Origin of the sequence: Halorientalis sp. IM1011, assembly GCF_001989615.1 — an archaeon.
GTDB lineage: Archaea > Halobacteriota > Halobacteria > Halobacteriales > Haloarculaceae > Halorientalis.
On sequence record NZ_CP019067.1, the window covers coordinates 2,781,919 to 2,807,139 of the forward strand.

A 25,221-nucleotide genomic window follows, 5' to 3' on the forward strand; every position below is an offset into this window, starting at 1 on the left:
GTCGCGCCCGCACGTGAAAAGTGTTCAGAAACGCGCCCTGCATGGTCTCTTCACCATCGATCCCTCCGCCGAGACCGCACCCTTTTGCATGCCGGGGTCCCACGGGACACCGATGAGCGATTCTGTCGAGCGCGCGGCCGTCGGCGTCGTCGGCGAATCCGTCGAACGCGTCGCCGCCGCCGTCGAGGACGCCGGCGGAACCCCCGCGACCGGCGACCTCGACGCCGTCCTCGCGGCCGAACCCGACGCCCTCGTCACCGTCGGCGAGGACGCACTCCTCTCTCTCACCGCACGGCCGGATCTGCCCGGCAGTCCAGTTCTGCCCGTCGACGGGGGCCGTGGCGTCCGGTCGGTCCCGTTGTCGACCGTCGACGACGCGATGGAGGCACTCGTCACCGGCACGGGCGAAATCCATCGGTACCCCGTCGTCGGCGTCTACGTCGGTGACGACGTTCGGGCCCGCGCGCTCACGGACGTAACGCTTCTCACCGCCGAACCGGCTCGAATCTCCGAGTACGCCGTCGTGACCGACGGGACTACCGTCGCACGGTTTCGAGCCGACGGCGTGGTCGTCGCTACGCCCGCCGGTTCACACGGGTACGCACGCCGCGTCGACGCACCCGTCGTCGCCTACGGTACCGGCGTCGGGGCCGTCGCACCGATCGCGCCGTTCGCGACCAACGCCGACCACTGGGTCCTGGACCTCGATAGCATCTCTCTGCGGGTCGAACGCGACGAAGTCCCCGTGGAGTTGCTGGCCGACGACCGCCGAGTCGACGGTATCGAACCCGGCGTGTCGGTTTCGGTCTCCGTCGTCGACACGCTCCCCGTCCTCTCGGTGCCGGCGAGCAGCCACCCGTATACCGGGTCACCGTGACCTGCTCGGGCGAGCGATTGGAAAAACACTAAAGCATCACGGACGCAGTTCCGGATATGCAACCTTCGGTAACGCTGTTTGGCCCGCTGGATACGATCCTGGGCCCCCACATGGAGTACGTGCTGCTGGCGCTGGCCGTGATCAACATCGGGACTCGCGCGTTCACCTACCGCAGGCACGTCAAACAGGCCGAGGACGGCGGTGCGGAGGCTGTCAGTCGAAACCCGATCCACGCGGCCAGTAACGTCCTGTTCGTGCTCGCGGCGTTCTACTACACGACGCTGCACCAGCACTCGGGCATCGTCGCCTCCGCGCTCGTCGTCGGCGTGTTCATCACCGACTTCTTCGAGTTCGAGGCCCGCAAGGTCGAGGCCCGCCGCGGCATCGACATCGAGCGACCCAAAGGGGCCATCGCCGCGTCCCTGCTCGCACTCGCCTACATCGCGTATCTCAGCCTCTTCTTCCTCGTCGAAGGCCTCGTCGGACGGGTCATCTGATCGCGGCCCGACGGCTTCTTCTCTCAGGTCGCCTCGTCGACAGCGGCGACATCGCCGTATCTCCCGATCGGTGCTCCGGTGAAGCCGACAACTACTCCGTCTGCGCTTTCGAGGCGTAGATCCCGCTCTCCTGTCCTGTCGACAGTCGTCACGCGCTGACGGTCAGGCCACGCTGTGTCGGCGACCGTCGGAGGCACCTCACGCCGCCCCGAAAGCTCGCGGTACTCGGTAGCGATGTCGGACGAATCCGTCACGGGCCAGAATGAAGACGCGAGCGGCGACCGTGTCGAGCACGGTGGGCGGCCGAAAACGAAGCGACCGTTTGTCAGTTACTGCGCTCGGCCCACGCGTCGCGTGCCTGGTCGAGCAGCGGGATGACGACCCAGAACGTCAGCGCGCCCAGGATCGCGAACCAGAACAGCGCGTCTTTCAGGAACAGCGCGATGCTACCGTAGACGTCAGGGTCCGACGGCGGTGCGGCCAGCAGCTGCCCCTCCTCGAAGCTTGCCGTGGTGTACCAGCCCGCGAGCACCATCCAGGCCAGTCCCGCCGTGGTGAAGATACCGAGACCCTTGGCGAATTCGTCAGCCATTATCCGACTGTTCGTCGGTGTCGTCTTTAGACTTTCCCATTCCCTCCGCACGGAATCGGGTCGAGAACGCGTAAGCGGCGGCTCCCGCCAGTATGAGCCCGATACCGGCCAGCGCCGCGAGCGGCTGGATCTCCGAGAGCGAGGCCGTCGCCCGGTTGGTCGCCGAGTCGAGCACCACGAACCCGCCGACGACCGTCACGATGGCGAACAGCGTCGTGAACACCGTGATCGCTTTGTACACCCGCATCGGAACCTCGACGTCGCGGTCCGCGCTTTCGTCTTCCGAACTCTGGTGGTCCACGCCTCGGTCGGCGGGTCCGTCCGACCCGTCCGCCGGATCGTCGGGCGCTGTCTCTGTCGGCGTCTCGGACGGATCGAGCTGATCGTCTGATGTCATAAAACGAGTGGAACAGGCGGTCGGACGGGACCTCCGGGTCCCGTTACTTCGGCGGCCGCAGCCGGTAGTACCGGCGGTTGAGGGTGAACATGTACCCCTCGCGCATCGACTTGAGGATTCCGTAGCTGATGAACCCTGCCACGAACGGGAGCAGGAAGGTCAGGTCGAACAGGAGCTTCGACCCCATCGGGACCAGGTTCTTGACCGACAGCACGGCGATGGTGAAGGCGAACACGACGCCGAAGACGCCGACCGACGCCCAGAAGGGCTGTTCGACCGGTCGCCGGGCCGCGCCCTTGTTCAGGAACGGGACGATGGTGATCACACCCACGACGACCAGGTTCGCCAGGACGCCGTAGGTCCGGTCGGCCATCAGCTTCTGCCCGCCCAGCAGCGCCAGCTCGGGGTTGAGCGGGCCGAGCTTGAGCAGGCCGAACGACCAGTACAGGTACCAGTCCGGCAGGATGACTGCAGGCGTACTCGAGGAGTTCGCCGGCGGCATCATCTCCGGGGGAAGCGTCGCCGAGAGGAACACGATCATGCCGACGAAGAAACTCGTCAGCGCGAGGTTCCGGATCATCTCGTGGGGCCAGGCCGGGAAGCCCAGCACGTCACGCTCGACGTAACTGGACTCCTGGCGCAGGTCCTGGTCCTCGCGGCGTGCCCGCTCGAAGTACTCGTAGGTCAGCCGGGAGAGCCCCTGCGTGCGCTCCTTGCGCTCGCTCCACGTGGGGGTCTCGTCGTCCGGCGGGACGATGCCCGTGCCTCCGTCCGTTTCGGGAGTGTCGTTGTCGCTCATTGTATTAGTGTGGTTCCGCGATGCCCTGCATCCAGACGATGCCGATGTGGACCGCGATCAGCCCCGTCACGAGGAACGGCAGGAAGAACACGTGCAGGATGTACATCCGTTGCAACGTGGCCTGCGTCAGCGTGAAACCACCGAACAGGAGCTGGGCCGTCCACTCACCCGCGAGCGGAATCGACAGCGCCATCTCGACGCCGATCTGTCCCGCCCAGTAGCTCAGCTGGTTCCACGGGAGCAGGTATCCGGAGTACCCGAACACCATCGTCATCGAAATCAGGACGATGCCGATGATCCAGTTGAGCTCGCGGGGTTCCTTGTACGCACCCGTAAAGTAGACGCGCAGCATGTGCAGGAAGACGGCCGCGGTCATCACCTGCGCGGCCCAGCGGTGGATCGACCGGAGCATGTACCCGAAGTTCAGGTCCTGCATGATGTACCGCAGCGACTCGTAGGCGACAGTCGGATCGCCCGTCGCGCCGGCTGCCGCCGGCGCGTAGTAGAACCCGAGCAAGGCCCCGGACACCGCCGCGACCAGATATGCCAGCGTCGAGAACGACCCCAGCGCGTACAACGGGTACCAGTACCAGAACTTGTTGTCGAGCCCGTACTGCTCGGTGTGGCTCTTCGGCATCTGCAGGTTGACCTTGTAGTAGAGGTCCTCCAGCAGCTCCAGATAGTCGACCAGGCGGAGCCGCTTGTCGAGCCACATCAACAGGGTGAGATAGCGCTCCTCGAGCGCCGTGAGGTCGCGCTCCTCCATCCAGCCTTTGTGATCGTGTTCGTCTTTTTTCTCGAGACTCATCGTTATTCACCCGGGCGTGGCAGGGCCACGAAGGACTTGCTGACCGGACTGAACGGGTCGTACACCGACTGGTGGCACTGGCAGTACACCTCGTTCTCGGCGTCGAACTTCGCGCTGCCCTCGTAGGTCTTGAAGCCCGGGACACAGCAGAAGTGGGTGCACTTGTTCAGCCAGGCCATGAAGTTCTGTTCCGTGGCGGCCCCGATGAAGCTCTGGACCTCGCCGGGGAGCTCGCTGTACGGCCCTTCGCCGTTCGCCATCTTCGAGACCTCGGGACTCCGGAGCACCTGCACCGGAACGGTCTGGACGTCACCGTCGGAGCGCCAGGCGGCCTCGGCGGGCTTTCCCAGCCCGCTCTGGCCGATGCCGTTGCCCCAGCTCTCGTAATCGGAGAAGTCGTCGACGAACAGCTTCTCGCCGGACTCCTTGGCCTCGGACTGCCAGGACAGCGACGGCCCGGACGACGACCGGAAGAAGTTGTCCTGGTCGGCCTCGGGGTCGAGCCCCTCGGCGGTCTGGATCCCGCAATACTGGAACCAGGCCGACGAGTACGTCGTCCCGCCGAGTTCCGTCTCCGCGATGGTGACTTCCTGACCCTGTACGGTCTCGGTCTTGACGTCCGGCCAGACGCCTTTCAGCGCACCTTCCGAGTCGACCGTCAGCGGGATGATCGGCATCCCGCGCGGTGCCGGGCCGTCCGTGTTCTCGATACCCATGAACTGCGTGATCCCACCGCCGGTACCGGTCGGCGACGTCGCCGTGTCGAGGGCGACTGCGCCGCCGACGCCGACGCTCGATAACGCAGCACTGCCGACGACGCCTTTCACGAAGCGTCGTCGACCCGTCTCGCTCGGATATTTGTCTTCGTCGAGTGGCATAGTTATCGCTTGTAGTAGGGGTATAGCGCCCGCTTGACTCCTTCCCAGGGACTCTCATCGGTGAGCGACTCGCCGTCGACGTCGTCCTCGCGGACGTACAGATCCTCCCACTTGCGCCGACGCTTCTTCACGATCATCACGTCGGGCAGGAACTCCTTTCGGTACAGCATGAGGATGAAGGCGAGATCGATGAAGATCGCCGCGAGGAGGCCGCCGAGGAACATGTTCCCCATCTCCGAGAAGCCCCAGCCGCCGATCAGACCGTACGTGAACAGGGCGACGAAGATGATCTCGACGACCGTCAACAGGACGATGGCGAGCGCCGCGGCCGTGCTCTCTCGCGGCGGCTCGTACCGGTGGATGTCACCGTAACTGCTGCCTTCAGAGGACATCAGTCGTTCCCTCCTTTGGTGTGTGGCGATTCACCGTACTTCAGCAGGAAGAAGGTGAACACCAGCGACACGATCACCATCAGGATGGTCGCCAGACCGACGTAATGGGCCTGGAACGGCACGCCCATCTCGTGGAGGCTCTTCTCGCCGCCGCCGGTTTCCATCTGTACCGTCGGGTAGTCCGATCCGACGACGATCGAACCCTTCATTCCCATTCCTTCGTGGGGGACACAGTGGTAATTGTAGATGCCACCCTCCTCGAAGGTGTACTCGAAGGTGACGCCGGAACCGCTCTCGGCAGCGCCCGAGTCGAAAACCTCGTCGTTGCTAACCACGTTGTGGGCTCCGCCTTCACCGGTCCATTCCCACACGACCGTCGTTCCCGTGTCCACGTGGACCGCTGGCGGACTGAAGCCGTAACCTTGGCTTCCGGTCCCGACCTGAACGGTCACCTCGTCGTTACCGGTCTGGTCGGCCGGTTGGCCGCCACCGTAACCGTTTGCGTCGTCCAGATAGCCGCCGAAGTCCGGGCGCGTCGCGCCGCCATCGCCGCCTTCGGAGGACGCGGCGGCTGTGCCCGCTCCCGCAGACACGGCGGCGGTCGCGCCGGCAGCCCCGCCGGCTGTCCGGATAAAGTCCCGCCTGTTCATATACACAACTGACTCAGAACTGGCTTTGTATAAACCCACCGAATACGGGCCCGAGACGGGGGTTGACACTCAGGAAACTGATCCGGAATCACGCCCCTCGTCGTCGCGCTCGTCGGCTGCTGTGGACGATCCCAGTTCAGCCGCTGACGCCGCACCCGGCCCGCCCTCGTCGCGCCACTCCTCGTCCTCGATCGGGAGGAAGTCCGGTCGCTCGCCGTCTTCGATCCCGATGGCACGCAACCGTGTGCGGTACTCCTCGGCGCGGAACCGGTCCGAGAGCCGCGCGTTCGCCACGGTGAAAAACAGGGCGACCCCGATCAACAGGAAGGCGAACCCGGCGACGACGGCGACGACGTTCAGACCGAAGACGATCCAGGCCCCGAGCAGGCCGATCCCGGCGAGCACCTGCATCCCGCCGACGAGCTGGAGCATCAGATTCCCCAGTTCGCCGCTCCCCTCCGGAACCTCCGTCGGCTTCGGGAGGACCTCACCGTCGGGCATCTCGGGGACGTCGTACTCCTCCATCGAACAGAGTGCGACCACGGGCTTTACGTCTCGCAGGACGGTGCCGAACCCCTCGACCGTTCCGTCCGGGTAGACGGTGGCGTACCCCTCGTCGGAGTAGGCGACGACCCGGCCGTCCTTCAGCCGCTCCACGCGTGCGAACACGTCACGAACCACGACCCGATTCTTGAGGTCCGCCTCGACCCGGTCGAGCAACTCCTGCCCGGTGATCCACGTGTCGGGGTCGAAAGCCGCATCCCACTCCTCGGCGCTCATCTCGGCCATCTGGTCCGGGCCGAAGTCGTCGAAGTCGTACTGGGACTCGACCTGCTCACGTAACTCCTCGGTCGACACCGCCTCGGCATCGTCCGGACGCTCGCTCGCTGGTGCGCCCGTTTCGGTCTCGTCTGGACCGTCCTCGTCGCCGGCGGAGGTCGACTCTGGATCGGCCATTTGGCGGCGATACGGGGGGAAGCCGTATACGCTTTCCGACCCGCGTTCCCCCGGTTTCGGCACGTTTTAGCGGCCCCTGTCCCTAGGCCGGCCATGGTCGCCCTGTCGGACGCGACGATCGCGACGCTCGTCCTCCTCGCGGTCTCGTCCAGTTTCCCCTGCTTCCTCTATGGAGCCTGGATCATGATCGACACCGAGCAGGTCACCTGGGGCGTGCTGACTTACCATCTCAAGTTCATCGGGACTGGACTGACGCTGACCACTGTCCCGATGCTGTTGTGGATGGTGCCGCGACTGGCCGACCAGCTCGGCGGCCCGGCTGCCATCCACGCGTTTCTCGGTCTCCAGGCATACGCGATGCTCGCGTTCGGCTTCACGGGTATCGTGCGAGTCTTCCGGGCCAAGTGGGAACACGACCTCTATCACGACTACGACGAGGACGTGTTGCTCGACGAGATCGGCTCCGACCGGTTGCAGTTCTACCGGCGCCGCATCCGGATCGGGGTGTTCGGCTACACGTTCTTCTGGCTTCTGGCCTACGTCGTCGGCATCTCACGCTACGCCGTCATGTACCTGTAGAAGCGTGTGGCCGGAGAGCCGGCCGAAAATGACAGGGTGATGCCCGGGACGATCGCAGAGGGGGTCGAAGATGGGTGTCGATTCGGGTGGGTGCGTGCCGATCGACGCCCGTGTAGTGGGTGGCAGTGGTGGGTAGGGGGGAGGGTATCGCGCGAAGACGACGTGTCCGTCGCGTTCCGACGGGCCGACGCGGATCGCATCGAGCGACTGATCGTCAGTGACGCCGTGTTTGCCCGAGAGTGCGGCGTCGCGGCGTGGCGTCGGCCAGGTCTCGTCTCCGTAGGGTCTTCCTATCGACCCTACGTCTCAGTAAGGGGGCGATAGACGTATAACCGTTTTTTCAGCCTATTCTGGCTTGCAGGCCGTCTCTTCAGCTATCAGTGCTGATTGGTCTCGGATGCTTGCGACTCGGGCGTCACTCGCTGTAACGCTGGCGGCCAGGTCGTCACTGTGAGCGCTGGCCCGTCGTGTCGCCGGTAGGCTGTGCTGAACGCCACTCACGATCAGATAGAGAACTGGTGGCTCGGGGATCTCAGTCGAGATTTCGGCAGTAAGCGACCCTTTACCAGGGTTCGCCGCTGGCGAGATCCACGTCAGCGTCGACTTTCGATGACGGACAGATGTCTTCGAGGATACAGTCCGCACAGTCCGGGTTCCGTGCCGTACAGGTCGCCCGGCCGTGACTGATCAGCAGGTGAGTGTAGTCCTGCCACTCCGATTCGGGAACGACCGGCATGAGGTCCTGTTCGATCGCTTCCGGACGCTCCTCTTCGGTGATCCCGAGTCGGCGGCTCAGCCGCTGGACGTGCGTGTCGACGACGATTCCCTCCACGACCTCGTGGCCGTGCTGGAGCACCACGTTGGCCGTCTTCCGGCCGACCCCCTGGAGGTCGGTCAACTCGGACATCGTGTCGGGAACCTCTTCGTCGTGTTCCTCGACGATAGTCTGGCAGGCGCTCGTGATGTACCCCGCCTTGTTGTTGTAGTAGGTGATCGAGTTCAGGTCCTCGGCGAGCTCCGCCTCGTCGACCTCGGCGTAGTCCTCGGCGGACTCGTACTTCTCGAAGAGGTGTTCGGTCTCCTTGTTGACCCGCTCGTCGGTGCACTGCGCCGAGAGGATCACGGCGATCAGTAGTTCCAGCCGGTTCGAGAAGTTCAGCGAGATGGTCGTGTCGGGGAACTCCCCGTGGAGGCGGTCGATGACTTCCTGTGTCTGTTCCTCGCGCGAGGAAAGCGGCGTGCCCATATCGAGGCCAGCGGACTCCGCGGACTTTGCCGTTCCGTTTGGGGCGAACAGGCGACACGCGACCGTGGTATTCGCGAAGCGATGTGTCGCGCTCCCGCGGGACGCTCCGCGTCGGTTCGTCAGGTCACGGCCCGCGGTGGTCCCGTTTCGGTACGAAAGGGTACGGGCGAAAAAGCGCTCGCCGGTAGGGCCGAACCGCCGGCCGAAAGGCTATACCTGTGGCCCCACTCGGTTCGGTCGATGGCGATCCGTCGACTGCTCAGAGGGGATCTCTCGGATGCGGCAGTCGAATCGGTCGTCGAGGCGGTCGCCGAACGGTACGGGTTACCGGCCGACCGCGTGACCTTTCTGGAGGCCGACAACTGGCTGTCGACCCCGCTGGTGATCGACGACGAGGTGTTCGTGAAGGTCATCACCGACCGGCACACGCTCGTCCACGCACTCCTGACGGCGGGGCGGAACCTCGGCGCGTTCTCCAGCGGTACCGAGGGGTTTTTCGGTCACTTCGACTCGCCGGTCGAGATGGCCGAACACGAACTCGCCGCGACCCGACGGATTCGCGAACTCGGGCTCGACGCCCCGGAACCCATCGAGGCGTTCGAGGTCGACGGGCTCGGCGTCCTCGTCCTGGAGTATCTGCCCGAGTTTCGAACGCTCGACGTACTGGATGCCGCGGCCGTCCGGGACCACGCCCCGGGGCTGTTCGGGGCGCTGTCGACCATGCACGCCGACGGGCTGGTCCACGGCGACCTCCGTGCCGAGAACGTCCTCGTGGCCGACGGTGACCTCTACTTCATCGACGCGACGAACGTCCGCGGGGACGGCCTCGACGACGCGCAGGCCTACGACGTGGCCTGTGCCCTGGGGGCGCTGGCTCCCGAGATCGGAGCACAGGCGACGGTCACGGCGGCGCTGACCGCGTACTCGCCCGCGGAACTGCTCGACGCGCGGGCGTTTCTGGACTTCGTCAACATCCGTCCGGATCACAGTTTCGACGCGGCAGCGGTCAAAGGTGAGATCGAGAAAGTGGCGACTTGACGGCTCTCGACACTGTTTCATCCAGTTCGACCATGTTACAATCGTTAAGCGGCGGATAGCTATCACCGTGGCATCGATAGGTGAGACTGCCGATGACTCGACTCACTCGAAGACGACTTTTGGGCGCGACAGCTTCGGCTACAGCCGCGGTCGCACTCGCTGGCTGTGCCGGTCCTGAAGGAGACAACGAGACCAGTCCCGAGGGCGAAGGGGGCGAATCACCCGGCGGTGGGGGCCTCGGCGGCACGCCCGAGGAAGATGGCGGTACCTCGCCCGAGGATGGCGGTCTCGGCGGCACGCCCGAGGAAGATGGCGGTACTTCACCCGAGGATGGCGGTCTCGGCGGTACGGTCGAGGACGAGGGCGGCACCTCGCCCGAGGACGGCATGGAGACGACCACGGAGGACGGCATGATGTCGCCCACCGAAAACGAGACGTCGCCCGAGGGCGGCGTGGCTCCCGAGAACGGAACGGAGACGGAAACTCCCATGATGCCCGAAAACGAGACCACGACGACCGACGACGGTGGGTTCCTCTGACCTGACCTCGGGCTGGGCGACCCACGAACGGGGATGGCTTTTTATCCTCGCCGGTGCAATTTTTGCCGGAGAATATGAGCCAGCAAGTCGAGGGTCCGGCAGGCCACTACGTCGACGGCGAGTGGATCGGCGGCGGTGAGACGTTCGAGAGCGTCGATCCAGCGACCGGCGAGGGGCTCGGCGAGTTCCACCGGGGGACGCCCGCCGAGGTCGAGCGTGCGGTAACGGCCGCCGCTGAGGCGTATCCGGCGTGGCGCGACCTCTCGTATATCGACCGTGCCGAACACCTCTGGGAGGTGTTCCACGAACTCAGGGACCGCCACCAGGAACTGGGCGAGATCGTCACACGGGAGTGCGGCAAAGAGATCAGCGAGGGGAAGGCAGACGTAACCGAGGCCTGGCACATGGTCGAGTGGGCGGCCGGCAACGCCCGCCACCCCCACGGTGACGTGGTGCCGAGCGAAGTCGCGAGCAAGGACTCGTACATGCGCCGTCGGCCCCGCGGCGTCGTCGGCTGTATCACCCCGTGGAACTTCCCCGTCGCCATCCCCTTCTGGCACATGGCCGTCGCCCTCGTCGAGGGCAACACGGTCGTCTGGAAGCCCGCCGAACAGACGCCGTGGTGCGGGCAGGTCGTCGCCGAGATGCTCGACGACGCCGGGGTCCCCGACGGCGTGTTCAACATGGTGCAGGGCTTCGGCGAGGCCGGCAACGCCATCGTCGAGGACGACCGCGTCGACACCGTCCTCTTCACCGGCTCCGCCGAGGTCGGCCACTCCATCGCCGACACACTCGGCGGCGAACCGGGCCGGGAGGTCGCCCTGGAGATGGGCGGGAAAAACGCCATCGTGATCACCGAACAGGCGGATCTCGACGTGGCCGTCCACTCGGCGGTCATGTCGGCGTTCAAGACCACCGGCCAGCGGTGTGTCTCGGCCGAGCGACTGATCGTCCACGAGGACGTCTACGACGAGTTCAAATCGCGGTTCGTCGACCTCGCCGAGGACGTGGCGGTCGGTGACCCGCTGGACGAGTCGACGTTCATGGGCCCGGTCGTCGACGAAGGGCAGGTCGAGAAGTTCCACGAGTACAACGCCCTCGCGCGTGAGGAAGGCGTCGACGTGCTGATCGACCGCGCCGAACTGGCCGACGAGGAGATCCCTGCCGGGCGAGAAGACGGCTACTGGGTCGGCCCTTTCGTCTACGAGACCGAGTACGACCCGGAGATGCGCGTCCTGCAGGAGGAGGTGTTCGGGCCACACGTCGCCCTGATCCCCTACAGCGGCGGGATCGAGCGCGCTGTCGAGATCCACGACGACGTGCCCTACGGACTGGCGGGTGCGATCATCTCGGAGGACTATCGCCAGCTCAACTACTACCGCGACCACGCGGAAGTGGGGCTGGCCTACGCCAACCTCCCCTGTATCGGCGCGGAGGTCCAGTTGCCCTTCGGCGGCGTCAAGAAGTCCGGGAAGGGCGCACCGAGCGCCCGCGAGGTGATCGAGGCGGTCACGGAGCGGACGGCGTGGACGCTCAACAACTCGAGAGACATCGAGATGGCCCAGGGGCTGTCGGCGGACATCACGACGGAGGAGTGATCGCGTCGAAACCGGCTCCAGCCGGCCGGCGTCCCGGCCGGAGTCGGTCTCGCCGACGGACGAGGTGGTCGGCGTCTCTCGACGCCGCCGGACGGACCGAGTGGCGGTGGCCGAGCAGCGAGGCGGGCGCGATTTGGTTTGCCGGTCTGACGTGAAAAGCGCCGTACCGGCATCCCACGGTTTGGCTCCACCCTGCATAAATATTCGGACCGACCCGTCGCCGTTCGAAAGCGTCTCCCACCTCGTGACCCGTTCGGCGACGATGCGACGCTTACCTGTCAGCCCCCGTTAGTATCGCCGACCCGCTCGTACCGGACGACCGTGATGCCGCCGTGGTACGTCCGGGTGTCCACGGGGGTAAAGGACGCGTTCAGGCGGGTTCGGATCGCTCTCTCGTGGGACGGCACCGTGTACGCGAACACGGCCCAGACGGTGTCGTGCTCCGCCGTCAGGTTCCCCACACGCGCCGGATCGATCCCGTCCGGGATTCCCGTGACCGGGACCCCGGAACGGGAGAAGTAGTAGTCGAACGCCGTCTTCGTCTGAACGAATCCGGGATGGTAGTTCGTGACGAGCACGCGGTCACCCGCTGTCGCCTCGGACTCGACGTGTGCGGCGGCCTCGTCCCACTGTCCGTTCTGGTCGGTCGCGTAGTAGCCCGGCAGGGAGCCGACCATCAGGACGAGGAGGACGGCCGCGACGACGAGTGTCCGCCGATCCGAGCCGAGCCCGTCGATGGCGGCCCCGACCAGCACGAACAGCGGCAGCGAGGCCACGATGGTGTACCGGATCACGTACAGCGGCACGACGACCTTCGAGACGACGAACAGGAGGCCGAGGGGGACGACGGCCCACAGGCCGAGCAGGTACGTCCGACCGTCGACCGAGTCGGTCAACCGCGACAACAGCCCGTCGGTCGGCTCGGTCCCCTTCGTCACGACGCCGAACCCGTACACGGCGGCGACGCCGACGGCGAGGACCACCCAGGGGCCGACGCTCGGCCCCGGCAGTGCACCGAACCCGAAGTACCGGGTTATCGTCTGTCTGAACACGGCCAGCGACGGCTCGGGGATCCACCCGAGTCTGGCAGGTGGGCCACCGCTGGAGACCGACAGCACGCGCGAGAGCAACACGTACGCCCACGGGGCCGTCAGTGCCGCGACCGCGCCCTGGAGGACGGCCCACCGTCGCCACGATATCGTCTCGTCGACCCGATCCACGAACGGAGTCGTCCCGACGTAGAGGTTCTGGACGACGAGGACGAACAGCCCGAAGACGTGCGTGTAGATGGACAGGGCCGTCGCCACGACGTACCCGACGTGGTCGCGGGTCGTACCGCCATCGCGGAACCGAACGAACGCCAGAAAGGACACTGCGCCGAGAAACGACAGGAGTGCGTACATCCGGACGCTCTGAGAGTGGCTTATGTGGAACCGCGAGACGGCGACCAGCCCGCCCCCGAGGAGCCCGGCCCGGTGTGAGTAGAGCTCTCGGCCCACGGCGTACGTGACGGCGACCGTCCCGACCCCGAACAGGACCGACGGGAGCCGTAACCCGAAGACGGACGTGCCCGTGAGCCCCGTCCAGAGCTTCATGAACGGGTAGTACAGCGGCGGATGCGTCTCGGTGATCGGCACCTCGAACAGGAGTTCTCTGTAACTGAAACTCCGCACGTAGTACAGCGTCGCGGCCTCGTCGGTCCAGAGGCTCTCCGAGGTCAGGAACGCGACCCTGAGCGCCGCGGCGAGCACGAGGAGTCCCGAAACACCCAGCAGCTCCACCCGGCGCTCTCGAAGGTCCATTTGTCGGCGAAACTTCCTACCGAAAGAAAACCGTTGTGTTTTCCGATCAGTGACAGGAATACGGCGACGGCGACACGGTAAACGGTCAGTGGTCGCCGTGTCGCCGGTCGGCCAGCGCGGGGAACTCCTCGCGGACCGACGCGACCCGCTCCGGGTCGAGGTCGGCCGTCACCAGCGTCGGGTCGTCGTCGGAACTCGCCAGCACCGTGCCCCACGGGTCGTAGACGGTCGAGCGACCCAGTAACTCGGCGTCCTCGAAGGTACCGGTGCCGTTGACCGCCGCGACGTAGGCGAGGTTCTCGACGGCCCGTGACCGCGGGAGCAACTCCCAGTGCTCGACGCGCGGGTACGGCCACGCGCTCGGGACGAGCACGAGCGTCGCCCCGTCGTCGACGAGGTCCCGATAGAGTTCCGGAAAGCGCAGATCGTAACAGGTCGTGATCCCGACGCCGAACCCCTCGAAGTCGACGACCGGCGTGCGCTCGCCGGCCACGAGCAGGTCCGACTCGGCCGAGTCGTAGCCGAACAGGTGGTGTTTCCGGTAGACCGCGCGGCGCTGCCCGTCGCGGTCGAAGAAGACGGCGGTGTTGGCCAGGCCCTCCTCGGCGGGCACCGGAAGGTCGGTCTCGGCGGCCGTCGCCGCCAGATCCTCCACGACCGTGCCAGCCAACACGGCGATCCCGTACTCGCGGGCGGCCGCCGCCAGCCGCCGATGGGTCTCGCCGCCGATCGGTTCGGCGACCCGGGCGTACAGGTCGAACGCGAAGTAGCCCACGTCGAACAGTTCGGGCAGGGCGACCAGATCCGCGCCGGAGTCTGCGGCCCGCTCGACGGCGGCGACCGCGCGGTCGACGTTGCCGGTCACCTCGCCGGGCTCGACGGCGATCTGGGCCAGCGCGACCTTCACGCTTCGATCCCCAGATCCTCACGGATCGCGGCCTCGATGTTGCGGAGCTGTTCGTCCATGTGGCGCTTGAAGTACCGCTCGACGCCGGGCAGTTTGCCGTCGACGGTGAAGCGATTGATCACGCGGGTCCCTCCGTCAACGTCTTCGAGTTCGTGCTCGCCGACGACGCGCATCACCTTCGACCGGCCGACGAACTCGACGTAGCGTGGCGGGTCGAACTCGGTCTCTTCTGTTTCGATGGCGATGCGTCTGTTGACGACGGGAATCGGGAGTTCGACGAACCACGTCGCGGTGTGTTCGCCGGTCTTCTCGAAGTCGTCGACGACGCTTATGGGACGGGCCCGTTTCTCCGGGTCTGCGATGAACGACCACACCTGTTCCCGTTGGGCGGGCAACTCGAACGTCCGCTCGACCCGGACGGTCATAGACTGTCTTCGGGCCGCCGGTCAAAAAAGCGTCCGACTCTGTCGGGACTCAACTTCGGGTGACTCGCCAGGTCGTCGAGCGCGCCCGTCCCCACTTCTCGATGTCCACGTCGTCGGACTTCTCGGCCAGTCGCGGGAGGCGCGCACCGACCTGCTTCGCCGACAGACCGATGTGCTCGGCGATGTTTTTGGCCCGGACGTAGGCTTCGTCCCCGCCGACCTGGTCGCGCAGGTGCTCCAGGATACGCCGTTCCTCTTCACTGAAATCGGCCATACAGGTAGTAGGCGGTCCAGACGTTTTAAGCTCTCGTTTTGCCGAAACGCCTGCCTACGAGAAGACGTGGATCGCGGCGATAGCCAGCGATCCGAACACGATCGCGAGCGCGAAGCCCCAGCCCGCCAGCAGCTGTTGTGCGGCCGCGACGTACATCACGACTGCCCCCGCGACGCCGAGCGCCCCGAAGAGCAGTCCGAGGCCGATCGCCATGTCCGACTGCAGTGCGGTTTCTGCCATTGTCCGGCCTTCCGGTAGCGCGCACTTAGTTTATTCGAACGACCGCGCTGGCCGTCAGCGCCGCGTGCCTGCCAGAAGACATAACTGCCCCCTCCGACTGCACCCTCTCGATGGATACCGAACGGGTTCAGTCGGCGTTTCTCGGAAGTAAGGCGCGCATAGCCGGGTCCGTCGGGGGCGGACTCGTCGTGCTCGTCGTCCTCGCCTTCCTGGTGGGTGTGATCGGCGTGCCGGGTGTCGGAGCCGTGGAGAACCGCTTTGCCGGTGTGAACAACTCGACGACCGTCGTCGAGACGGACATGACCGTCACCAACCCCAACCCGGTCGGGGTCTCGTTGTCGGACACCACGGTCAACTACACCGTCCGGATGAACGACGTGGCTATGGCCACCGGGTACAGGGAGGGGCTCTCGATCGGTCCCGGTAACTCGACGCTCCAGTTCAGGACGTACATGCGAAACGACCGCATCCCGCCGTGGTGGCACTCACACATCGAGAACCGCGAGCGGACCAACGTCACGATCGACGCCGTGGTCCGGTCGGGACTGCTCGGCGGGCGGGAGTTCGCGGTCCCGCAGGAACGGACCATCGAGACCGATCTGCTCGGCCAGTTCAACTCCTCTGAGACGCGGCCCATCGAGGCCGGCCGCTCGGTGCCGTCCGACCCGGTCCTGTTCGTCAACGAGACCGCCGCTCACTGGGACCGGGAGGAACTGACCCAGGAACGGACTCCGATGGCGATGTCCTTCGAGGCGTACAACCCCAAACAGTACCCCTACGCGATCACCGAACTCGGGTACAATATCACGATGAACGACGTGCAGGTCGGGCAGGGCAGCAGTCAGGAGGTGGCGACGGTCCTCCCGGGGACCAGCGAGACCATCAGCGCCGACCTCGCCATTCGGAACGGAAACCTCGACGACTGGTGGGTGACTCACCTCCGGAACGGACAGGTCACCGAACTCGAAATCGAGTTCTACGCCGTCGTCGACCCAGCCGAAGACGCCGTCGGTGGCGGCCTCGGTGGCACCGGCTCGTTCCAGATCCCGCTCGAACCACTCGACTACCGGACGACCATCGAGACCGATATGTTCGGGACGAAAAACGAGACCGCGACCGGAACGGACTCCGGCGACGGTACCGAGGACGGACGGACCACGTCGACCGACACGGCCGACGGGACCGTGACCGACGACACCGGCGGCAGCGACGGCACGAGCGGCGGTGACGACGGCGTTTCGACCGCGACGACCGATGGAAGCGGTTCCGGTACCGAGGACGGCGGTCTCCTCGGATGACTTAAAACACCCTGTCATCCCGCGGACAGGGCTTTATAAGATTGGGTGAAACGTGTGGTCGCATGACACGGAGTGCTGACGCTCCTGGTCGCGTTCTTCGAGGGTAACGAGGATCGCGACACCGGGAAGGGTGTTACGGCGGTGGGGGATCGCATCCGGGTCGAGGTCGAGGGGGTGACCCACGAGTTGACCCGCGAAGAGGCGACCGAACTCAAAGGGCAGATAGACGACGCGCTGACGAGTCGCCGGGAGTTCCTGCACACCGCAGGGCAGTTCCGCGACGACGGCGCGTACGTCGTCTCGCGTCGGGGTGCCGACTCGGCCGGCAACAGCAAGGTGTTCGAGAGTTTCGAACAGGTGCGCCGGCTCTACGACCGGCTCCCGGCGGAGTTCACGGCCGACGCGGTCGGCCGATCGGGGATCACCGGCTCGCGCCGGCACATGCTCGTGCGCCACTACGCGGAACATCCGGCGTTCGACTGTACGATCACGCGACGGAGTCCGCTGACGGTGCGAAAGACGACGGCCGAGGGGGCCGGCGACGAGGCGACTGCGGACTGACGAACGAAAGACGGCAGCGGCCGACTCACGAACGGAGGCCGTCGGTCACCGGTCGCCTTCTCGAAAAAGTCGCGGAGCTACTGGATCTCGGTGTGGACCGACTCCTCGTTGAGCGCGAGGTTCGTCGCGATCTCGGCGTTCCGGACGGCGTACTGGGCGGTCTGCTGGAGGCTGACCAGCACCTCCCGGACCCGGAGCAGTTCCTCGTTTTCCATCTCCGGGAGATCGTCCAGAATCTCCTGTTCGCGGTTGCCGATCTGGGCGTACAGCTTCCGGACCTCGATGGCGGCGTCGTAGTCCCGCTCGACGGCGGCTTTGACCGCCATCTCGGTGATCTCGTTGACCTGGTCCGTGAACTCCCGGATGCGCCGCATCGTCGAGGATTCGACGTTGAGGGTGTGACCCTCGGTTTCGAGGACGATCTCGGCGATGTCCTCGGCGTTGTCCGCGGTGAGTTCGAGGTTCTTGGCGATCGAGCGGTAGCCGATCAGTGGGAAGCCGTTGTCCAGCCCCACCGCCCGCGCGAGGTTGGGGTTCTGGTAGGCCGTGAAGATCAGTCGCAAGAGGAGAACGAATATCTTGTTGGCCTGTCGCTCCCGGTTGAGGGCTCGCTGGGCGAGGTCGGGGTTGCCGTGGGCCAGCGCCTTGACGGCCTCGTTCCGCATCGTCGACCCGGTCGATTCGAGCCGTTCGAGCAGGTTGTTCAGCGTGAAGTCTTCGGGGTCGACCGAACAGCGAATGGCGATACGCTCGGGCGTCTCCTCGATGACGCCAAGGCCCATCAGCTGTGTCTCGGCGTTGTAGACGGCGTTGATGTGTTCGGATTTGAGGGTGCCGTCCTCGCCGGCCTCGACGTGGATGATGCGTCGGCCGAGAACGTACTGGGCGACGATGGCCCGCTCGACGGCGTCCGCATCGAGGTCCTCGGTGTAGATGATCGCTTCGGACTCTTCGGTCTGAACGGACTCGGGCATCACGGTGAGCGTTCCCTTCCCACCGATGCGCAGGGACACCTCGTCGCCTTTCTCGACGTTGTGCTCCGACGCCCATTCGGCGGGCAACGTCATCGCCAGCGTGGAGGGACCGAGCCGCTGTACTTTCCGCGTTTCCATACTCCCTTTGTCAGACGCCGGCGACCTTAATCTTATCTATACACCACTTAATCCGGAAACGAATGTAATACCTCTTGATCGATAAGGCAGAAATTCCACGTTCCTAAATCACTTGCATCAGCCGTCGCTCGTACCGGCCGACCCTGACCTGGAGCCACCCCGTGAGTTCCTCGTCGAGATCCGGATCGCCGGTGTCGACCCGGAGCGTGCCGAGTTCGTCGAGCTTGGACTTCGAGGCGACGACTTCGAGGTCGCACTGCTCGATCACGGCCGGCGAGAGTTGCTGGTTCCCGCGGCCGAAGACGAACCCCTGCCCGCCGATGGGCGAGACGACGATGACGTTCTCCTCGCCGAGGTGATCGAGAATTTCGCGTTCGCTCGCGTCCGCGACCAGCACCTCGCCGTCCCGCCACACGTCGACGCCGAGCGGTGACCCCTCGAAGCCGAGTCGCTCCTTGACCGCGCCGACCGTGCTCCCGGGACCGAGGACGTAGGTCACGCCGTCGCGAACCTCGCGGGCGACCCCCTCGGCGAGGCTCTCGACGGTGCCGCCACCGAGTTGTTTGCTGGCCTGGCGCTGTTCGGCGGCCGGGACGCGCACGACGGCGCGCAACTCCGTGTGGACCTCGCCGTCGCGGTACTCGTCCTCGTCGATGTCGTTGACCTCGGCGCGCTCGGTGTCCTCGAAGGTCGCGGCGATGTCGCCCGCGGCCCGTGGCGTGACCCCGAACACCGACGAGTACACCTTGACGCCCGCGGGGACCCCCAGCATCGGCACGTCGGCGTCACCCTCCCGGATGGTCTCGGCCACGTCGACGGCGGTCCCGTCACCGCCGACGAACAGGACGAGATCGACTCCCTCGTCGAGGAAGGTCTCGACGGCCGCGCGCGTGTCGCTCGCAGCGGTCTCCTCGCCCGCGGGTTCACCGACGACCCGCGGTTCGAAACCGGCCTCGCGGGCGACGGCTTCGCCCATCGGTGCCGCGTACGTGAGAATCTCTGTCTCGGGGGCGCGCTCGTGGATCCTATCCAGTGCCGCGCGGGCGCGGGAGGGGGCGCGCGGTTCCGCGCCGCGTTCGCGTGCCTCGTCGACTTTCCCGTCCGTCCCTTTCAGCCCGACGCGCCCGCCCATCCCGGCGATGGGGTTGACGACGACCCCGATCCGTCCCATTACCGTACGGTTCCCGTGGCAGCGTAAAAAGGCGTCCGACGGCGGCAGGGCGTCACACCACGTACTCTTAACCATCTGAAACGTCCGCTCGCGCTCCGGGATTCTTAAGGCCCAGCGGTCGGAACGGCCGGCTATGAACGCGATACTCTCGACCGCGGCCGCGAACGCATCGGAACCGGGCGTCCAGGAGGCGATCATCAACAGCAGCGGTGCCCTCGTCGGACTGGTAGGCGTGTTGCTCGCCGCGGCCTGGGTCGCGTATCTATACCGCTAACCGTCCGCCGCTTCCGGCGATTCGACCCGTTCGCGGAGCCACACGGCCGCCTCGCGGACCGCCTCCGCATTCGTGCTCTCCAGTTTTATCCGAACCGTCTCGCCGGGGTAGCTCCCCACCTTCACGTCGAATTCCTCGCGTACGTCCCGAACCCGGTCGAGCAGCGCACTCTCGGGTTCGTCGGCGACGACTGTCTCGACGTGGCGACGCTCGCCCGAGAAGCGATCCGCAACGTCCTCGAACATCGCCTTCATCTCGTCGGGGACCCCCGGCAGGACGTACACCGATTCGAGGACGCAGCCGGGCGCGACCCCCTCGCGGTTCGGGAGCATCTCCGCGCCGGCGGGTATGTCTGCGGTCCCCTCGGCGAGGTCCTCGCGGGTGTACCCCCCTTCAGATTCGAGCCAGTCCAGTGCCTCGTCGCTCCGGGTCACCTCGCGGCCGAAGGCTGTCGCCACGCCCGCCATCGTCACGTCGTCGTGGGTCGGTCCCAGTCCGCCCGTGACGACGACGGCGTCGTACTCGGCGCGGTACTCGTTGACCACGCGGGCGATGTCGGCGATCCGATCCGGGACGACCGTCACTCGCTCGACGGTCGCACCCCGGTCGGTGAGTCGCTCTCCCAGCCAGGCGGCGTTCGTGTTGACCGTGTCCCCCGCGAGCAACTCGTCGCCCACGGTGACCAGCGCGACGCGCATACCTCGGGTTGGCGACCCGCGAATAAAAGTCCTACAGTCCCGCCACGTCCGGCTCTTCGGTCCGGATATCCTCCACTTCGAGATGATCGAGGACGTTCACGAACGCCCCGGGATCGGGCACGAGGAAGATCCGGATGCGAAACGCCTGTTTGGGCTCGGTCACGTCGACCTGCGAGTCGAGCACGATGGCCAGCGAGTCGTCGGTGATGTGCGAGAGGTTCGCCGCCATCAACTCCCGGCCGGTGCCGTGTTCGAGTTCCGGCGTCCCCATCTCGATGGAGCGACCGAGCGTGTTGGCGAGCCCGTCGATGAATCCCGAGGTGAAGATGTTACACATCTCCTGCAGGGCGCTCTCGTGGAACTGGTTCAACTCCCCTTCGACCGCCCGGCCGGTCATGTGTTCGGCGACGTTCTCGGCCGTCTCCATCCCGAAGGTCATCACGAAGTAGCCGTAGGGCGGTTCGGTCAGTTTCACCGAGGCACAGAACAGTCGCTCGTCACCCAGATCGTCGGGGATGTCGCCCGGTTCGACCATCGAGAGGCTCTTGACCGCGACCGACGCGTCGAGCCCCGCCAGCGACTCCAGCGAGTCGGCGACGTTGCCCGCACCGCTCTCCATGAGCACGTTGATGATCCGGAGCTTGCGCACGTCGATCAGCAGGGGCATCGACGGTCACGAGGGCGGCCGCCCGGTTGAAGCTTCGGGCCGCTTCGGGTCCCGAATCACCCATTCACGACGCGACGGCCGTCACCGTATTCCCGGCGACGGCTGTCACCGCATTCCCGGTGGCGGGCCGTCGTCGCCCACGTCGTCACCGGTGTCGACGTCGAGCCCGACCTCCTCGCGTCGCCGTTCGAGTTCGCGGATCTGCCGGAGGTAGTAGATCGTGCCGCCAGTGCCGATCACCAGCGCCAGAATCACCAGTGCGCCGAAGATCCACAGGTCCCGCTCCAGATACCAGCGGATCGAGAGCATCCGGCTCTCCACGTCGTCCCAGACGAGCGTCACGCGGTCGTTCTCCAGCGTGGCGTCGTACTCGCCGGGGCTGACCTGTGCCAGGATCGGGACGCTGACGCGTGCGCTCTCCGGTAGCGTCACCTCGTAACTCCCCGAGACGAACGTCGGCAGATTGAAGCTCTTCCCGTTTCGCGGGGCCGAGAATGCCACGCTCCCGCTGACCTGCTCGCCCGGCAGCGAGACGTTCGTGCGCCGGCGGGTCCGCTCCACGTCGTCGGCGGTGAGGTTCCGGACTGTGCCGTTCTCGAACCGGAACTTCAGGCCCTCGATGTCCAGCGGGTGCTCGGTCCCCAGCGCGTCCCGGTCGTAGAGTTCGAGGTAAGACCGGTTCTCGACCCGATAGACGGCCGTATAGCGCGTGTCGTTGATGTCGAACGTCGCGTTGGCGTCGGTCTCCCAGTCGTAGGTGACGTTCTTGCCCAGCGCTTCCGCGTCTGGTTCTCCCGGCCCCAGTATCGATGAACAGCCCGCGAGGGTGAGGAGGGCGGCGAGCGCGACGACTCCGAGGACGAGGCGGCGATTCATGGAACGACGGCGAGGATCTCCGAGGGGAGGTGTTTGCCGATGCTGGCGAGCAGGCCCGGCGGGTCGGTCCCCTCCTTGCAGAGCACCGACTGTTCGAGCAGGCCCTGCCGCTCGACGGTCACGATGTCCTGCGCGTGGCCCGCGCGGTTGACGGTAGCCCGCACCTCCGCCCGGGTCGCGCTGTTGACGTTGACCCGCCCGGTCCCGCGGGTCCAGTCGTACAACTCGTCGCGCTGGTCGTCCGACAGCCGCGGCGAGTCGTCCCAGACGAATTCGAGCGGGAGGTGCTGGACCAGTCCGAACCGTTTGCGGATCTGCTCGGGCGAGCCCTGCCCGAGGCCGATCTCCGCGGCCGGGATCCGGACCTCCTGCCCGGCGTCGAGGACGAACCCGTCCTCGTCCCAGCCGTCGAGGGTCCCGACGTAGGTCTCGCCGGCCTCGAACTCCGTCGTGATCGCGCCCCACTCCTCGCGGAGCAGGTTGCGCGCGGCCACGGCGTCGTCGCCCTCCACGGTGACGGAGGGGAAGTCGTCGTCGCGGAGGCCGACCTCGTAGGTCACGTCGAGGTCGCCGACCGCGTTCTGGATCAGGGAGCCGAGACCGTCGAGTGCGCGCTCGCGGGCGTCACCGTCGACGTAGCACTTCGTTGCGAGGACGACCATCAGGCTTCGGTCTCTCGTTCCACGTTCAGTTCGTCACGCAGCGAGTCGATGCGTTCCTCCATGGCCTGGACCAGCGCCGTGTTCTCCATGGCGTCGACCGGCGAGCCACACTCGGGACACTCGAACCCGAAGTCCATCGCCTCGTCGAACTCGAAGCGGATGCCACAGACGTCACAGAGGTAGAACTCGTTCTCGTGTTCGTACTGCTCGCGGTCCTCCAGGGCCTCCAGCAGGCGGTACATCTCCTCTTCGAGTTGCTCGGGGATCTTGTCGTACTCGAAGGTCCAGAGGTAGGTCAGCCACCCCGAATCCTCGTCGCGGAGCCGGCGGTACGTCGCCAGGTCGTTCTCGTAGAGAATGAAAAGCGCGCGGCGAACGTCGTTGAGCTCCAGCCCCAACTCTTCCGCGAGCTCCTCGTCCGTCACCTCGCCGTCCGGCGGTGCGGCCGCGACGGGCATCCCCTTCGGGCCCACCAGTTCGTGGAGGTACTTCTGTATGACCGGGTCCTCCAGGAGTTCCTCAAAAGCCATTGGTGTATCTATCCGTGCCTGCCGCCTTTAAAAGCACCGGACCGGGTTCCGGCTGGGAAGTTCCACACAGATATTAGGTGGGTGGGACCACGACTGTCGGGTATGGCCGCCCTCTCCGAGTCCCTCCCCGGCAGTCCCTCGCTCCGGCGTGCACTGTACGCCGTCGGTCTCGTCGTGTTGTTCCGGTATTTCTTCGAGTTCTCGTGGGCACAGGTCGTCGTGATAGCTGCAATCGTCCTCCTGAGCGAGTCTGCCGAGATCGGCCGCGAGATTCCCCGCATCGACGAACGACACGCACGACTCGCCCTCGGCGGGATCCTGCTCGTCGTCGGCGGGTTCGTGGCCTGGCGCGGCACCGACACTGGCGTCGCCGCCGGGGCAGCCCTCGTCGGCGGCTGGCTGGTACTGGACGCCCTCTACAGTCTCCGCGCAGGGATCCGGTTGGACGACGCAGCCGAGGAGGACCCACCGACCAGCGAGATGATGCTGTCGATGCAGGTCGGAAATATCGTCGCCGAGGAACTGAAAGATGGGCCGAAGACCGTCCCCGAACTCGCTGGGGCGACCGATATGACCGAATCGCGGGTCCGCGACGCGCTCGACTACCACGAGCGGGCCGGGACCGCCTACCGTGTGAGCGACCACGCCGACGGCGACCGCGAGGTCTGGGCCCTCGACGAGTCGGCTGTCGGTCCCTGGGCGTTCGTCCGGGACAACACCTGGCGGATCGTCGCCCGCCTCGCCCGCCCGTTCCGGCTGTTCGTGCCGTCCTGACGAATTCTGGTTACTCGCCGCCGTCAACGTCTCCGTCGGCCTCCTCAACCCGCTTACCGACGGCCTGAGGGATGACCACTTTCTCGGCGTCCTCCCACTCCCGGTCGAGTTCCCGGCCCTCGAACAGGCGGTCGAGGAAGACGGCGAGCGAGGCGATCTCGGAGTGGGGCTGGTTCGTGACGCCGACGTTCCAGTCCGCTTTCTCGTACACGTCGAAGGGGACTTTCTCCGCACCGACGACGACCAGAAGCGGCTCCCGTCGCTCGCGGTGGCGCTCCCGGATCTCGCTTTCGACGGTCTGGACCTCCTCGCCGTACATCGTGAGGTGGACGATCGCGCCCTCCCAGTCACGGAGGGTGGGTCGCCAGGATTCGACGGTGTCGACGGCGAAGGGGCCGCCGAAGCGGTCGGTGATGTCCTCGACGGTGTCGGCCCGGCTCGCGCCGTCGCCGGCGAGGATCACACGGTCGGCCCCCAGCGCCCGCGCGGTCAGCCCGACGTGGGTCGTGATCCGCTCGTCACGGCCCGGTCGGTGGCCGAGTCTGAGCACCGCGACCTCGGGGTCTCCCTGCATACTCCCCAGAAGCACCGTGCCCGGTTAGGGGGTTTCGATACGATGGCCGCCCCACTCGTCCGGCCACGGGGTGTGAGTACCTGCGCCGATGCAAAGAGTTACACAGCAGCCCCGAAACGAACGTCCATGCGCCCCCTCTCCGTGTCTGCGATCCCGTCCGTCGCCATCTTGGTGGCGATGGTCGTCTTCTGGCTGGTGATGATCGTGTCGGTCTTCCTGACCAACTCCGCCGTGCTGTTCGCGAAGCGCGCCCCCGATACCCGACGCGAGCGATTCGTGACCACGTGTGCGCTCGCCACGCTCGGGTCCTTCCTCGCGGGGACGGTGCTGGCCCCACCCGAGCCGTTCACCCAACTCGCGTGGTACCTGGGCGGACTCGTCGTGACGATTCCGGCGGCGGTCCTGTACGTGACATACGGTGCGACGGTGCTCGACACCATCTGAACGAGTTCGTTCCGCGTTCTGCTGCGTGGGTTCAACTCCCGCTCCGAAAAGATTTCGTTACATTATTATCAGATTTCTATACTCA

The 25,221-nt window shown here is 66.0% G+C and carries 34 protein-coding genes; 11 read left to right on the plus strand and 23 right to left on the minus strand.

What is annotated here, in order from left to right; all coding sequences use genetic code 11:
• The first annotated feature begins 112 nt into the window (after positions 1–112).
• Both BV210_RS14365 and BV210_RS14370 read left to right on the plus strand, forming a co-directional pair.
• Entirely contained in the window at positions 113–877 is a 765-nt protein-coding gene (locus tag BV210_RS14365; protein ID WP_077207314.1) for an NAD(+)/NADH kinase, read from the plus strand.
• Between the two features lie 56 nt (positions 878–933).
• Positions 934–1,374 carry a hypothetical protein gene (locus BV210_RS14370; protein ID WP_077207315.1) on the plus strand — a complete coding sequence of 147 codons (441 nt, stop codon included), beginning with the start codon at positions 934–936 and terminating at the stop codon, positions 1,372–1,374.
• A gap of 23 nt (positions 1,375–1,397) precedes the next feature.
• Here BV210_RS14370 and BV210_RS19965 read toward each other — a convergent pair whose 3' ends face one another.
• The 9 genes from BV210_RS19965 to BV210_RS14410 form a co-directional block, all read right to left on the minus strand.
• Positions 1,398–1,628, minus strand: coding sequence for a hypothetical protein (locus tag BV210_RS19965; RefSeq protein WP_157526037.1), 231 nt, complete (start codon positions 1,626–1,628; stop codon positions 1,398–1,400).
• Positions 1,629–1,699: 71 nt separating this feature from the next.
• On the minus strand, positions 1,700–1,966 hold the full coding sequence (locus BV210_RS14375) for a hypothetical protein (protein WP_077207316.1): 267 nt from the start codon (positions 1,964–1,966) through the stop codon (positions 1,700–1,702).
• The gene (locus BV210_RS20900; RefSeq protein ID WP_371340797.1) at positions 1,959–2,363 is read right to left on the minus strand and encodes a hypothetical protein; all 405 of its coding nucleotides are present in this window, start codon (positions 2,361–2,363) and stop codon (positions 1,959–1,961) included. Before BV210_RS20900 ends, BV210_RS14375 begins: the two co-directional genes overlap by 8 nt.
• A 43-nt stretch (positions 2,364–2,406) precedes the next feature.
• The gene (locus BV210_RS14385) at positions 2,407–3,162 is read right to left on the minus strand and encodes a cytochrome bc complex cytochrome b subunit (protein ID WP_077207317.1); all 756 of its coding nucleotides are present in this window, start codon (positions 3,160–3,162) and stop codon (positions 2,407–2,409) included.
• Positions 3,163–3,166: 4 nt separating this feature from the next.
• Positions 3,167–3,970 carry a cytochrome bc complex cytochrome b subunit gene (locus BV210_RS14390; protein WP_077207318.1) on the minus strand — a complete coding sequence of 268 codons (804 nt, stop codon included), beginning with the start codon at positions 3,968–3,970 and terminating at the stop codon, positions 3,167–3,169.
• 2 nt (positions 3,971–3,972) lie between these two features.
• Positions 3,973–4,848, minus strand: a complete 876-nt coding sequence (locus BV210_RS14395) for a Rieske 2Fe-2S domain-containing protein (protein ID WP_077207319.1) — start codon at positions 4,846–4,848, stop codon at positions 3,973–3,975.
• Positions 4,849–4,850: 2 nt separating this feature from the next.
• Positions 4,851–5,240, minus strand: a complete 390-nt coding sequence (locus BV210_RS14400; protein ID WP_077207320.1) for a hypothetical protein — start codon at positions 5,238–5,240, stop codon at positions 4,851–4,853.
• Entirely contained in the window at positions 5,240–5,890 is a 651-nt protein-coding gene (locus tag BV210_RS14405; protein WP_077207321.1) for a halocyanin domain-containing protein, read from the minus strand. Before BV210_RS14405 ends, BV210_RS14400 begins: the two co-directional genes overlap by 1 nt.
• A 69-nt stretch (positions 5,891–5,959) precedes the next feature.
• Complete coding sequence (locus tag BV210_RS14410; RefSeq protein ID WP_077207322.1) at positions 5,960–6,847, minus strand: hypothetical protein; 888 nt, start codon at positions 6,845–6,847, stop codon at positions 5,960–5,962.
• A gap of 93 nt (positions 6,848–6,940) precedes the next feature.
• Here BV210_RS14410 and BV210_RS14415 point away from each other — a divergent pair, with 93 nt between their 5' ends.
• Positions 6,941–7,426, plus strand: coding sequence for a hypothetical protein (locus BV210_RS14415; protein WP_077207323.1), 486 nt, complete (start codon positions 6,941–6,943; stop codon positions 7,424–7,426).
• Positions 7,427–7,988: 562 nt separating this feature from the next.
• Here the strand turns inward: BV210_RS14415 and nth are convergent.
• Entirely contained in the window at positions 7,989–8,672 is a 684-nt protein-coding gene (gene nth, locus BV210_RS14420) for an endonuclease III (protein WP_077207324.1), read from the minus strand.
• 240 nt (positions 8,673–8,912) lie between these two features.
• Here nth and BV210_RS14425 point away from each other — a divergent pair, with 240 nt between their 5' ends.
• The 3 genes from BV210_RS14425 to BV210_RS14435 all read left to right on the plus strand — a co-directional run bounded on the left by BV210_RS14425 (position 8,913) and on the right by BV210_RS14435 (position 11,847).
• Complete coding sequence (locus BV210_RS14425) at positions 8,913–9,710, plus strand: RIO1 family regulatory kinase/ATPase (protein ID WP_077207325.1); 798 nt, start codon at positions 8,913–8,915, stop codon at positions 9,708–9,710.
• Positions 9,711–9,829: 119 nt separating this feature from the next.
• A complete protein-coding gene (locus BV210_RS14430) occupies positions 9,830–10,249 on the plus strand; it encodes a hypothetical protein (protein ID WP_077207326.1) in 420 nt (139 codons plus the stop codon).
• Positions 10,250–10,323: 74 nt separating this feature from the next.
• Positions 10,324–11,847, plus strand: a complete 1,524-nt coding sequence (locus tag BV210_RS14435; protein WP_077207327.1) for an aldehyde dehydrogenase family protein — start codon at positions 10,324–10,326, stop codon at positions 11,845–11,847.
• Positions 11,848–12,125: 278 nt separating this feature from the next.
• Here BV210_RS14435 and BV210_RS14440 read toward each other — a convergent pair whose 3' ends face one another.
• From BV210_RS14440 to BV210_RS14460, 5 genes are all read right to left on the minus strand, one after another.
• The gene (locus BV210_RS14440) at positions 12,126–13,649 is read right to left on the minus strand and encodes a glycosyltransferase family 39 protein (protein WP_077207328.1); all 1,524 of its coding nucleotides are present in this window, start codon (positions 13,647–13,649) and stop codon (positions 12,126–12,128) included.
• An 85-nt stretch (positions 13,650–13,734) separates the two neighbouring features.
• Entirely contained in the window at positions 13,735–14,556 is an 822-nt protein-coding gene (locus BV210_RS14445; RefSeq protein ID WP_077207329.1) for a carbon-nitrogen family hydrolase, read from the minus strand.
• Positions 14,553–14,981 (minus strand): CoxG family protein, encoded by a 429-nt coding sequence (locus tag BV210_RS14450; RefSeq protein ID WP_077207330.1) that lies wholly within the window; start codon positions 14,979–14,981, stop codon positions 14,553–14,555. The genes BV210_RS14445 and BV210_RS14450 overlap by 4 nt, the downstream gene beginning before the upstream one ends.
• Positions 14,982–15,030: 49 nt before the next feature.
• A complete protein-coding gene (locus BV210_RS14455; RefSeq protein WP_077207331.1) occupies positions 15,031–15,255 on the minus strand; it encodes a FaeA/PapI family transcriptional regulator in 225 nt (74 codons plus the stop codon).
• Positions 15,256–15,309: 54 nt separating this feature from the next.
• Complete coding sequence (locus BV210_RS14460) at positions 15,310–15,495, minus strand: hypothetical protein (protein WP_077207332.1); 186 nt, start codon at positions 15,493–15,495, stop codon at positions 15,310–15,312.
• Positions 15,496–15,605: 110 nt separating this feature from the next.
• Between BV210_RS14460 and BV210_RS14465 the strand changes: the two genes are divergently transcribed.
• Positions 15,606–16,793: an LEA type 2 family protein gene (locus tag BV210_RS14465; RefSeq protein WP_077207333.1), complete on the plus strand. Its 1,188-nt coding sequence runs from the start codon at positions 15,606–15,608 to the stop codon at positions 16,791–16,793.
• A gap of 186 nt (positions 16,794–16,979) precedes the next feature.
• Complete coding sequence (locus BV210_RS14470; protein WP_077208073.1) at positions 16,980–17,354, plus strand: hypothetical protein; 375 nt, start codon at positions 16,980–16,982, stop codon at positions 17,352–17,354.
• A gap of 77 nt (positions 17,355–17,431) precedes the next feature.
• Here BV210_RS14470 and BV210_RS14475 read toward each other — a convergent pair whose 3' ends face one another.
• Positions 17,432–18,466 carry a phosphate uptake regulator PhoU gene (locus BV210_RS14475; RefSeq protein WP_077207334.1) on the minus strand — a complete coding sequence of 345 codons (1,035 nt, stop codon included), beginning with the start codon at positions 18,464–18,466 and terminating at the stop codon, positions 17,432–17,434.
• Between the two features lie 103 nt (positions 18,467–18,569).
• Positions 18,570–19,637, minus strand: a complete 1,068-nt coding sequence (locus BV210_RS14480) for an ATP-NAD kinase family protein (RefSeq protein ID WP_077207335.1) — start codon at positions 19,635–19,637, stop codon at positions 18,570–18,572.
• A 133-nt stretch (positions 19,638–19,770) separates the two neighbouring features.
• Between BV210_RS14480 and BV210_RS20310 the strand changes: the two genes are divergently transcribed.
• Positions 19,771–19,911, plus strand: a complete 141-nt coding sequence (locus BV210_RS20310; protein ID WP_172824905.1) for a hypothetical protein — start codon at positions 19,771–19,773, stop codon at positions 19,909–19,911.
• Here the strand turns inward: BV210_RS20310 and BV210_RS14485 are convergent.
• The 5 genes from BV210_RS14485 to tfe all read right to left on the minus strand — a co-directional run bounded on the left by BV210_RS14485 (position 19,908) and on the right by tfe (position 23,344).
• Positions 19,908–20,609: a molybdopterin-binding protein gene (locus BV210_RS14485; protein ID WP_077207336.1), complete on the minus strand. Its 702-nt coding sequence runs from the start codon at positions 20,607–20,609 to the stop codon at positions 19,908–19,910. The two genes, BV210_RS20310 and BV210_RS14485, sit on opposite strands and share 4 nt — an antisense overlap.
• A gap of 31 nt (positions 20,610–20,640) precedes the next feature.
• The gene (locus BV210_RS14490; RefSeq protein ID WP_077207337.1) at positions 20,641–21,276 is read right to left on the minus strand and encodes a chemotaxis protein CheC; all 636 of its coding nucleotides are present in this window, start codon (positions 21,274–21,276) and stop codon (positions 20,641–20,643) included.
• A gap of 105 nt (positions 21,277–21,381) precedes the next feature.
• Positions 21,382–22,152 (minus strand): DUF5803 family protein, encoded by a 771-nt coding sequence (locus BV210_RS14495; RefSeq protein ID WP_077207338.1) that lies wholly within the window; start codon positions 22,150–22,152, stop codon positions 21,382–21,384.
• Complete coding sequence (locus BV210_RS14500) at positions 22,149–22,814, minus strand: DUF2110 family protein (RefSeq protein ID WP_077207339.1); 666 nt, start codon at positions 22,812–22,814, stop codon at positions 22,149–22,151. The genes BV210_RS14495 and BV210_RS14500 overlap by 4 nt, the downstream gene beginning before the upstream one ends.
• On the minus strand, positions 22,814–23,344 hold the full coding sequence (gene tfe / locus BV210_RS14505; RefSeq protein WP_077207340.1) for a transcription factor E: 531 nt from the start codon (positions 23,342–23,344) through the stop codon (positions 22,814–22,816). The genes BV210_RS14500 and tfe overlap by 1 nt, the downstream gene beginning before the upstream one ends.
• A 102-nt stretch (positions 23,345–23,446) precedes the next feature.
• Here tfe and BV210_RS14510 point away from each other — a divergent pair, with 102 nt between their 5' ends.
• Entirely contained in the window at positions 23,447–24,118 is a 672-nt protein-coding gene (locus BV210_RS14510) for a hypothetical protein (protein WP_077207341.1), read from the plus strand.
• A 10-nt stretch (positions 24,119–24,128) separates the two neighbouring features.
• Here the strand turns inward: BV210_RS14510 and BV210_RS14515 are convergent, their stop codons facing one another.
• Positions 24,129–24,692 carry a tRNA (cytidine(56)-2'-O)-methyltransferase gene (locus tag BV210_RS14515; protein ID WP_077207342.1) on the minus strand — a complete coding sequence of 188 codons (564 nt, stop codon included), beginning with the start codon at positions 24,690–24,692 and terminating at the stop codon, positions 24,129–24,131.
• Between the two features lie 126 nt (positions 24,693–24,818).
• Between BV210_RS14515 and BV210_RS14520 the strand changes: the two genes are divergently transcribed.
• Positions 24,819–25,136 (plus strand): hypothetical protein, encoded by a 318-nt coding sequence (locus BV210_RS14520; RefSeq protein ID WP_077207343.1) that lies wholly within the window; start codon positions 24,819–24,821, stop codon positions 25,134–25,136.
• Positions 25,137–25,221 lie beyond the last annotated feature (85 nt).

Coding starts and splice junctions, on each gene's coding strand:
- BV210_RS14365 (WP_077207314.1), top strand. CDS start 113: ATGAGCGATTCTGTCGAGCGCGCGGCCGTCGGCGTCGTCGGCGAATCC.
- BV210_RS14370 (WP_077207315.1), top strand. CDS start 934: ATGCAACCTTCGGTAACGCTGTTTGGCCCGCTGGATACGATCCTGGGC.
- BV210_RS14375 (WP_077207316.1), bottom strand. CDS start 1,966: ATGGCTGACGAATTCGCCAAGGGTCTCGGTATCTTCACCACGGCGGGA.
- BV210_RS20900 (WP_371340797.1), bottom strand. CDS start 2,363: ATGACATCAGACGATCAGCTCGATCCGTCCGAGACGCCGACAGAGACA.
- BV210_RS14385 (WP_077207317.1), bottom strand. CDS start 3,162: ATGAGCGACAACGACACTCCCGAAACGGACGGAGGCACGGGCATCGTC.
- BV210_RS14390 (WP_077207318.1), bottom strand. CDS start 3,970: ATGAGTCTCGAGAAAAAAGACGAACACGATCACAAAGGCTGGATGGAG.
- BV210_RS14395 (WP_077207319.1), bottom strand. CDS start 4,848: ATGCCACTCGACGAAGACAAATATCCGAGCGAGACGGGTCGACGACGC.
- BV210_RS14400 (WP_077207320.1), bottom strand. CDS start 5,240: ATGTCCTCTGAAGGCAGCAGTTACGGTGACATCCACCGGTACGAGCCG.
- BV210_RS14405 (WP_077207321.1), bottom strand. CDS start 5,890: ATGAACAGGCGGGACTTTATCCGGACAGCCGGCGGGGCTGCCGGCGCG.
- BV210_RS14410 (WP_077207322.1), bottom strand. CDS start 6,847: ATGGCCGATCCAGAGTCGACCTCCGCCGGCGACGAGGACGGTCCAGAC.
- BV210_RS14415 (WP_077207323.1), top strand. CDS start 6,941: ATGGTCGCCCTGTCGGACGCGACGATCGCGACGCTCGTCCTCCTCGCG.
- nth (WP_077207324.1), bottom strand. CDS start 8,672: ATGGGCACGCCGCTTTCCTCGCGCGAGGAACAGACACAGGAAGTCATC.
- BV210_RS14425 (WP_077207325.1), top strand. CDS start 8,913: ATGGCGATCCGTCGACTGCTCAGAGGGGATCTCTCGGATGCGGCAGTC.
- BV210_RS14435 (WP_077207327.1), top strand. CDS start 10,324: ATGAGCCAGCAAGTCGAGGGTCCGGCAGGCCACTACGTCGACGGCGAG.
- BV210_RS14440 (WP_077207328.1), bottom strand. CDS start 13,649: ATGGACCTTCGAGAGCGCCGGGTGGAGCTGCTGGGTGTTTCGGGACTC.
- BV210_RS14450 (WP_077207330.1), bottom strand. CDS start 14,981: ATGACCGTCCGGGTCGAGCGGACGTTCGAGTTGCCCGCCCAACGGGAA.
- BV210_RS14455 (WP_077207331.1), bottom strand. CDS start 15,255: ATGGCCGATTTCAGTGAAGAGGAACGGCGTATCCTGGAGCACCTGCGC.
- BV210_RS14460 (WP_077207332.1), bottom strand. CDS start 15,495: ATGGCAGAAACCGCACTGCAGTCGGACATGGCGATCGGCCTCGGACTG.
- BV210_RS14465 (WP_077207333.1), top strand. CDS start 15,606: ATGGATACCGAACGGGTTCAGTCGGCGTTTCTCGGAAGTAAGGCGCGC.
- BV210_RS14475 (WP_077207334.1), bottom strand. CDS start 18,466: ATGGAAACGCGGAAAGTACAGCGGCTCGGTCCCTCCACGCTGGCGATG.
- BV210_RS14480 (WP_077207335.1), bottom strand. CDS start 19,637: ATGGGACGGATCGGGGTCGTCGTCAACCCCATCGCCGGGATGGGCGGG.
- BV210_RS20310 (WP_172824905.1), top strand. CDS start 19,771: ATGAACGCGATACTCTCGACCGCGGCCGCGAACGCATCGGAACCGGGC.
- BV210_RS14485 (WP_077207336.1), bottom strand. CDS start 20,609: ATGCGCGTCGCGCTGGTCACCGTGGGCGACGAGTTGCTCGCGGGGGAC.
- BV210_RS14490 (WP_077207337.1), bottom strand. CDS start 21,276: ATGCCCCTGCTGATCGACGTGCGCAAGCTCCGGATCATCAACGTGCTC.
- BV210_RS14495 (WP_077207338.1), bottom strand. CDS start 22,152: ATGAATCGCCGCCTCGTCCTCGGAGTCGTCGCGCTCGCCGCCCTCCTC.
- BV210_RS14500 (WP_077207339.1), bottom strand. CDS start 22,814: ATGGTCGTCCTCGCAACGAAGTGCTACGTCGACGGTGACGCCCGCGAG.
- tfe (WP_077207340.1), bottom strand. CDS start 23,344: ATGGCTTTTGAGGAACTCCTGGAGGACCCGGTCATACAGAAGTACCTC.
- BV210_RS14510 (WP_077207341.1), top strand. CDS start 23,447: ATGGCCGCCCTCTCCGAGTCCCTCCCCGGCAGTCCCTCGCTCCGGCGT.
- BV210_RS14515 (WP_077207342.1), bottom strand. CDS start 24,692: ATGCAGGGAGACCCCGAGGTCGCGGTGCTCAGACTCGGCCACCGACCG.
- BV210_RS14520 (WP_077207343.1), top strand. CDS start 24,819: ATGCGCCCCCTCTCCGTGTCTGCGATCCCGTCCGTCGCCATCTTGGTG.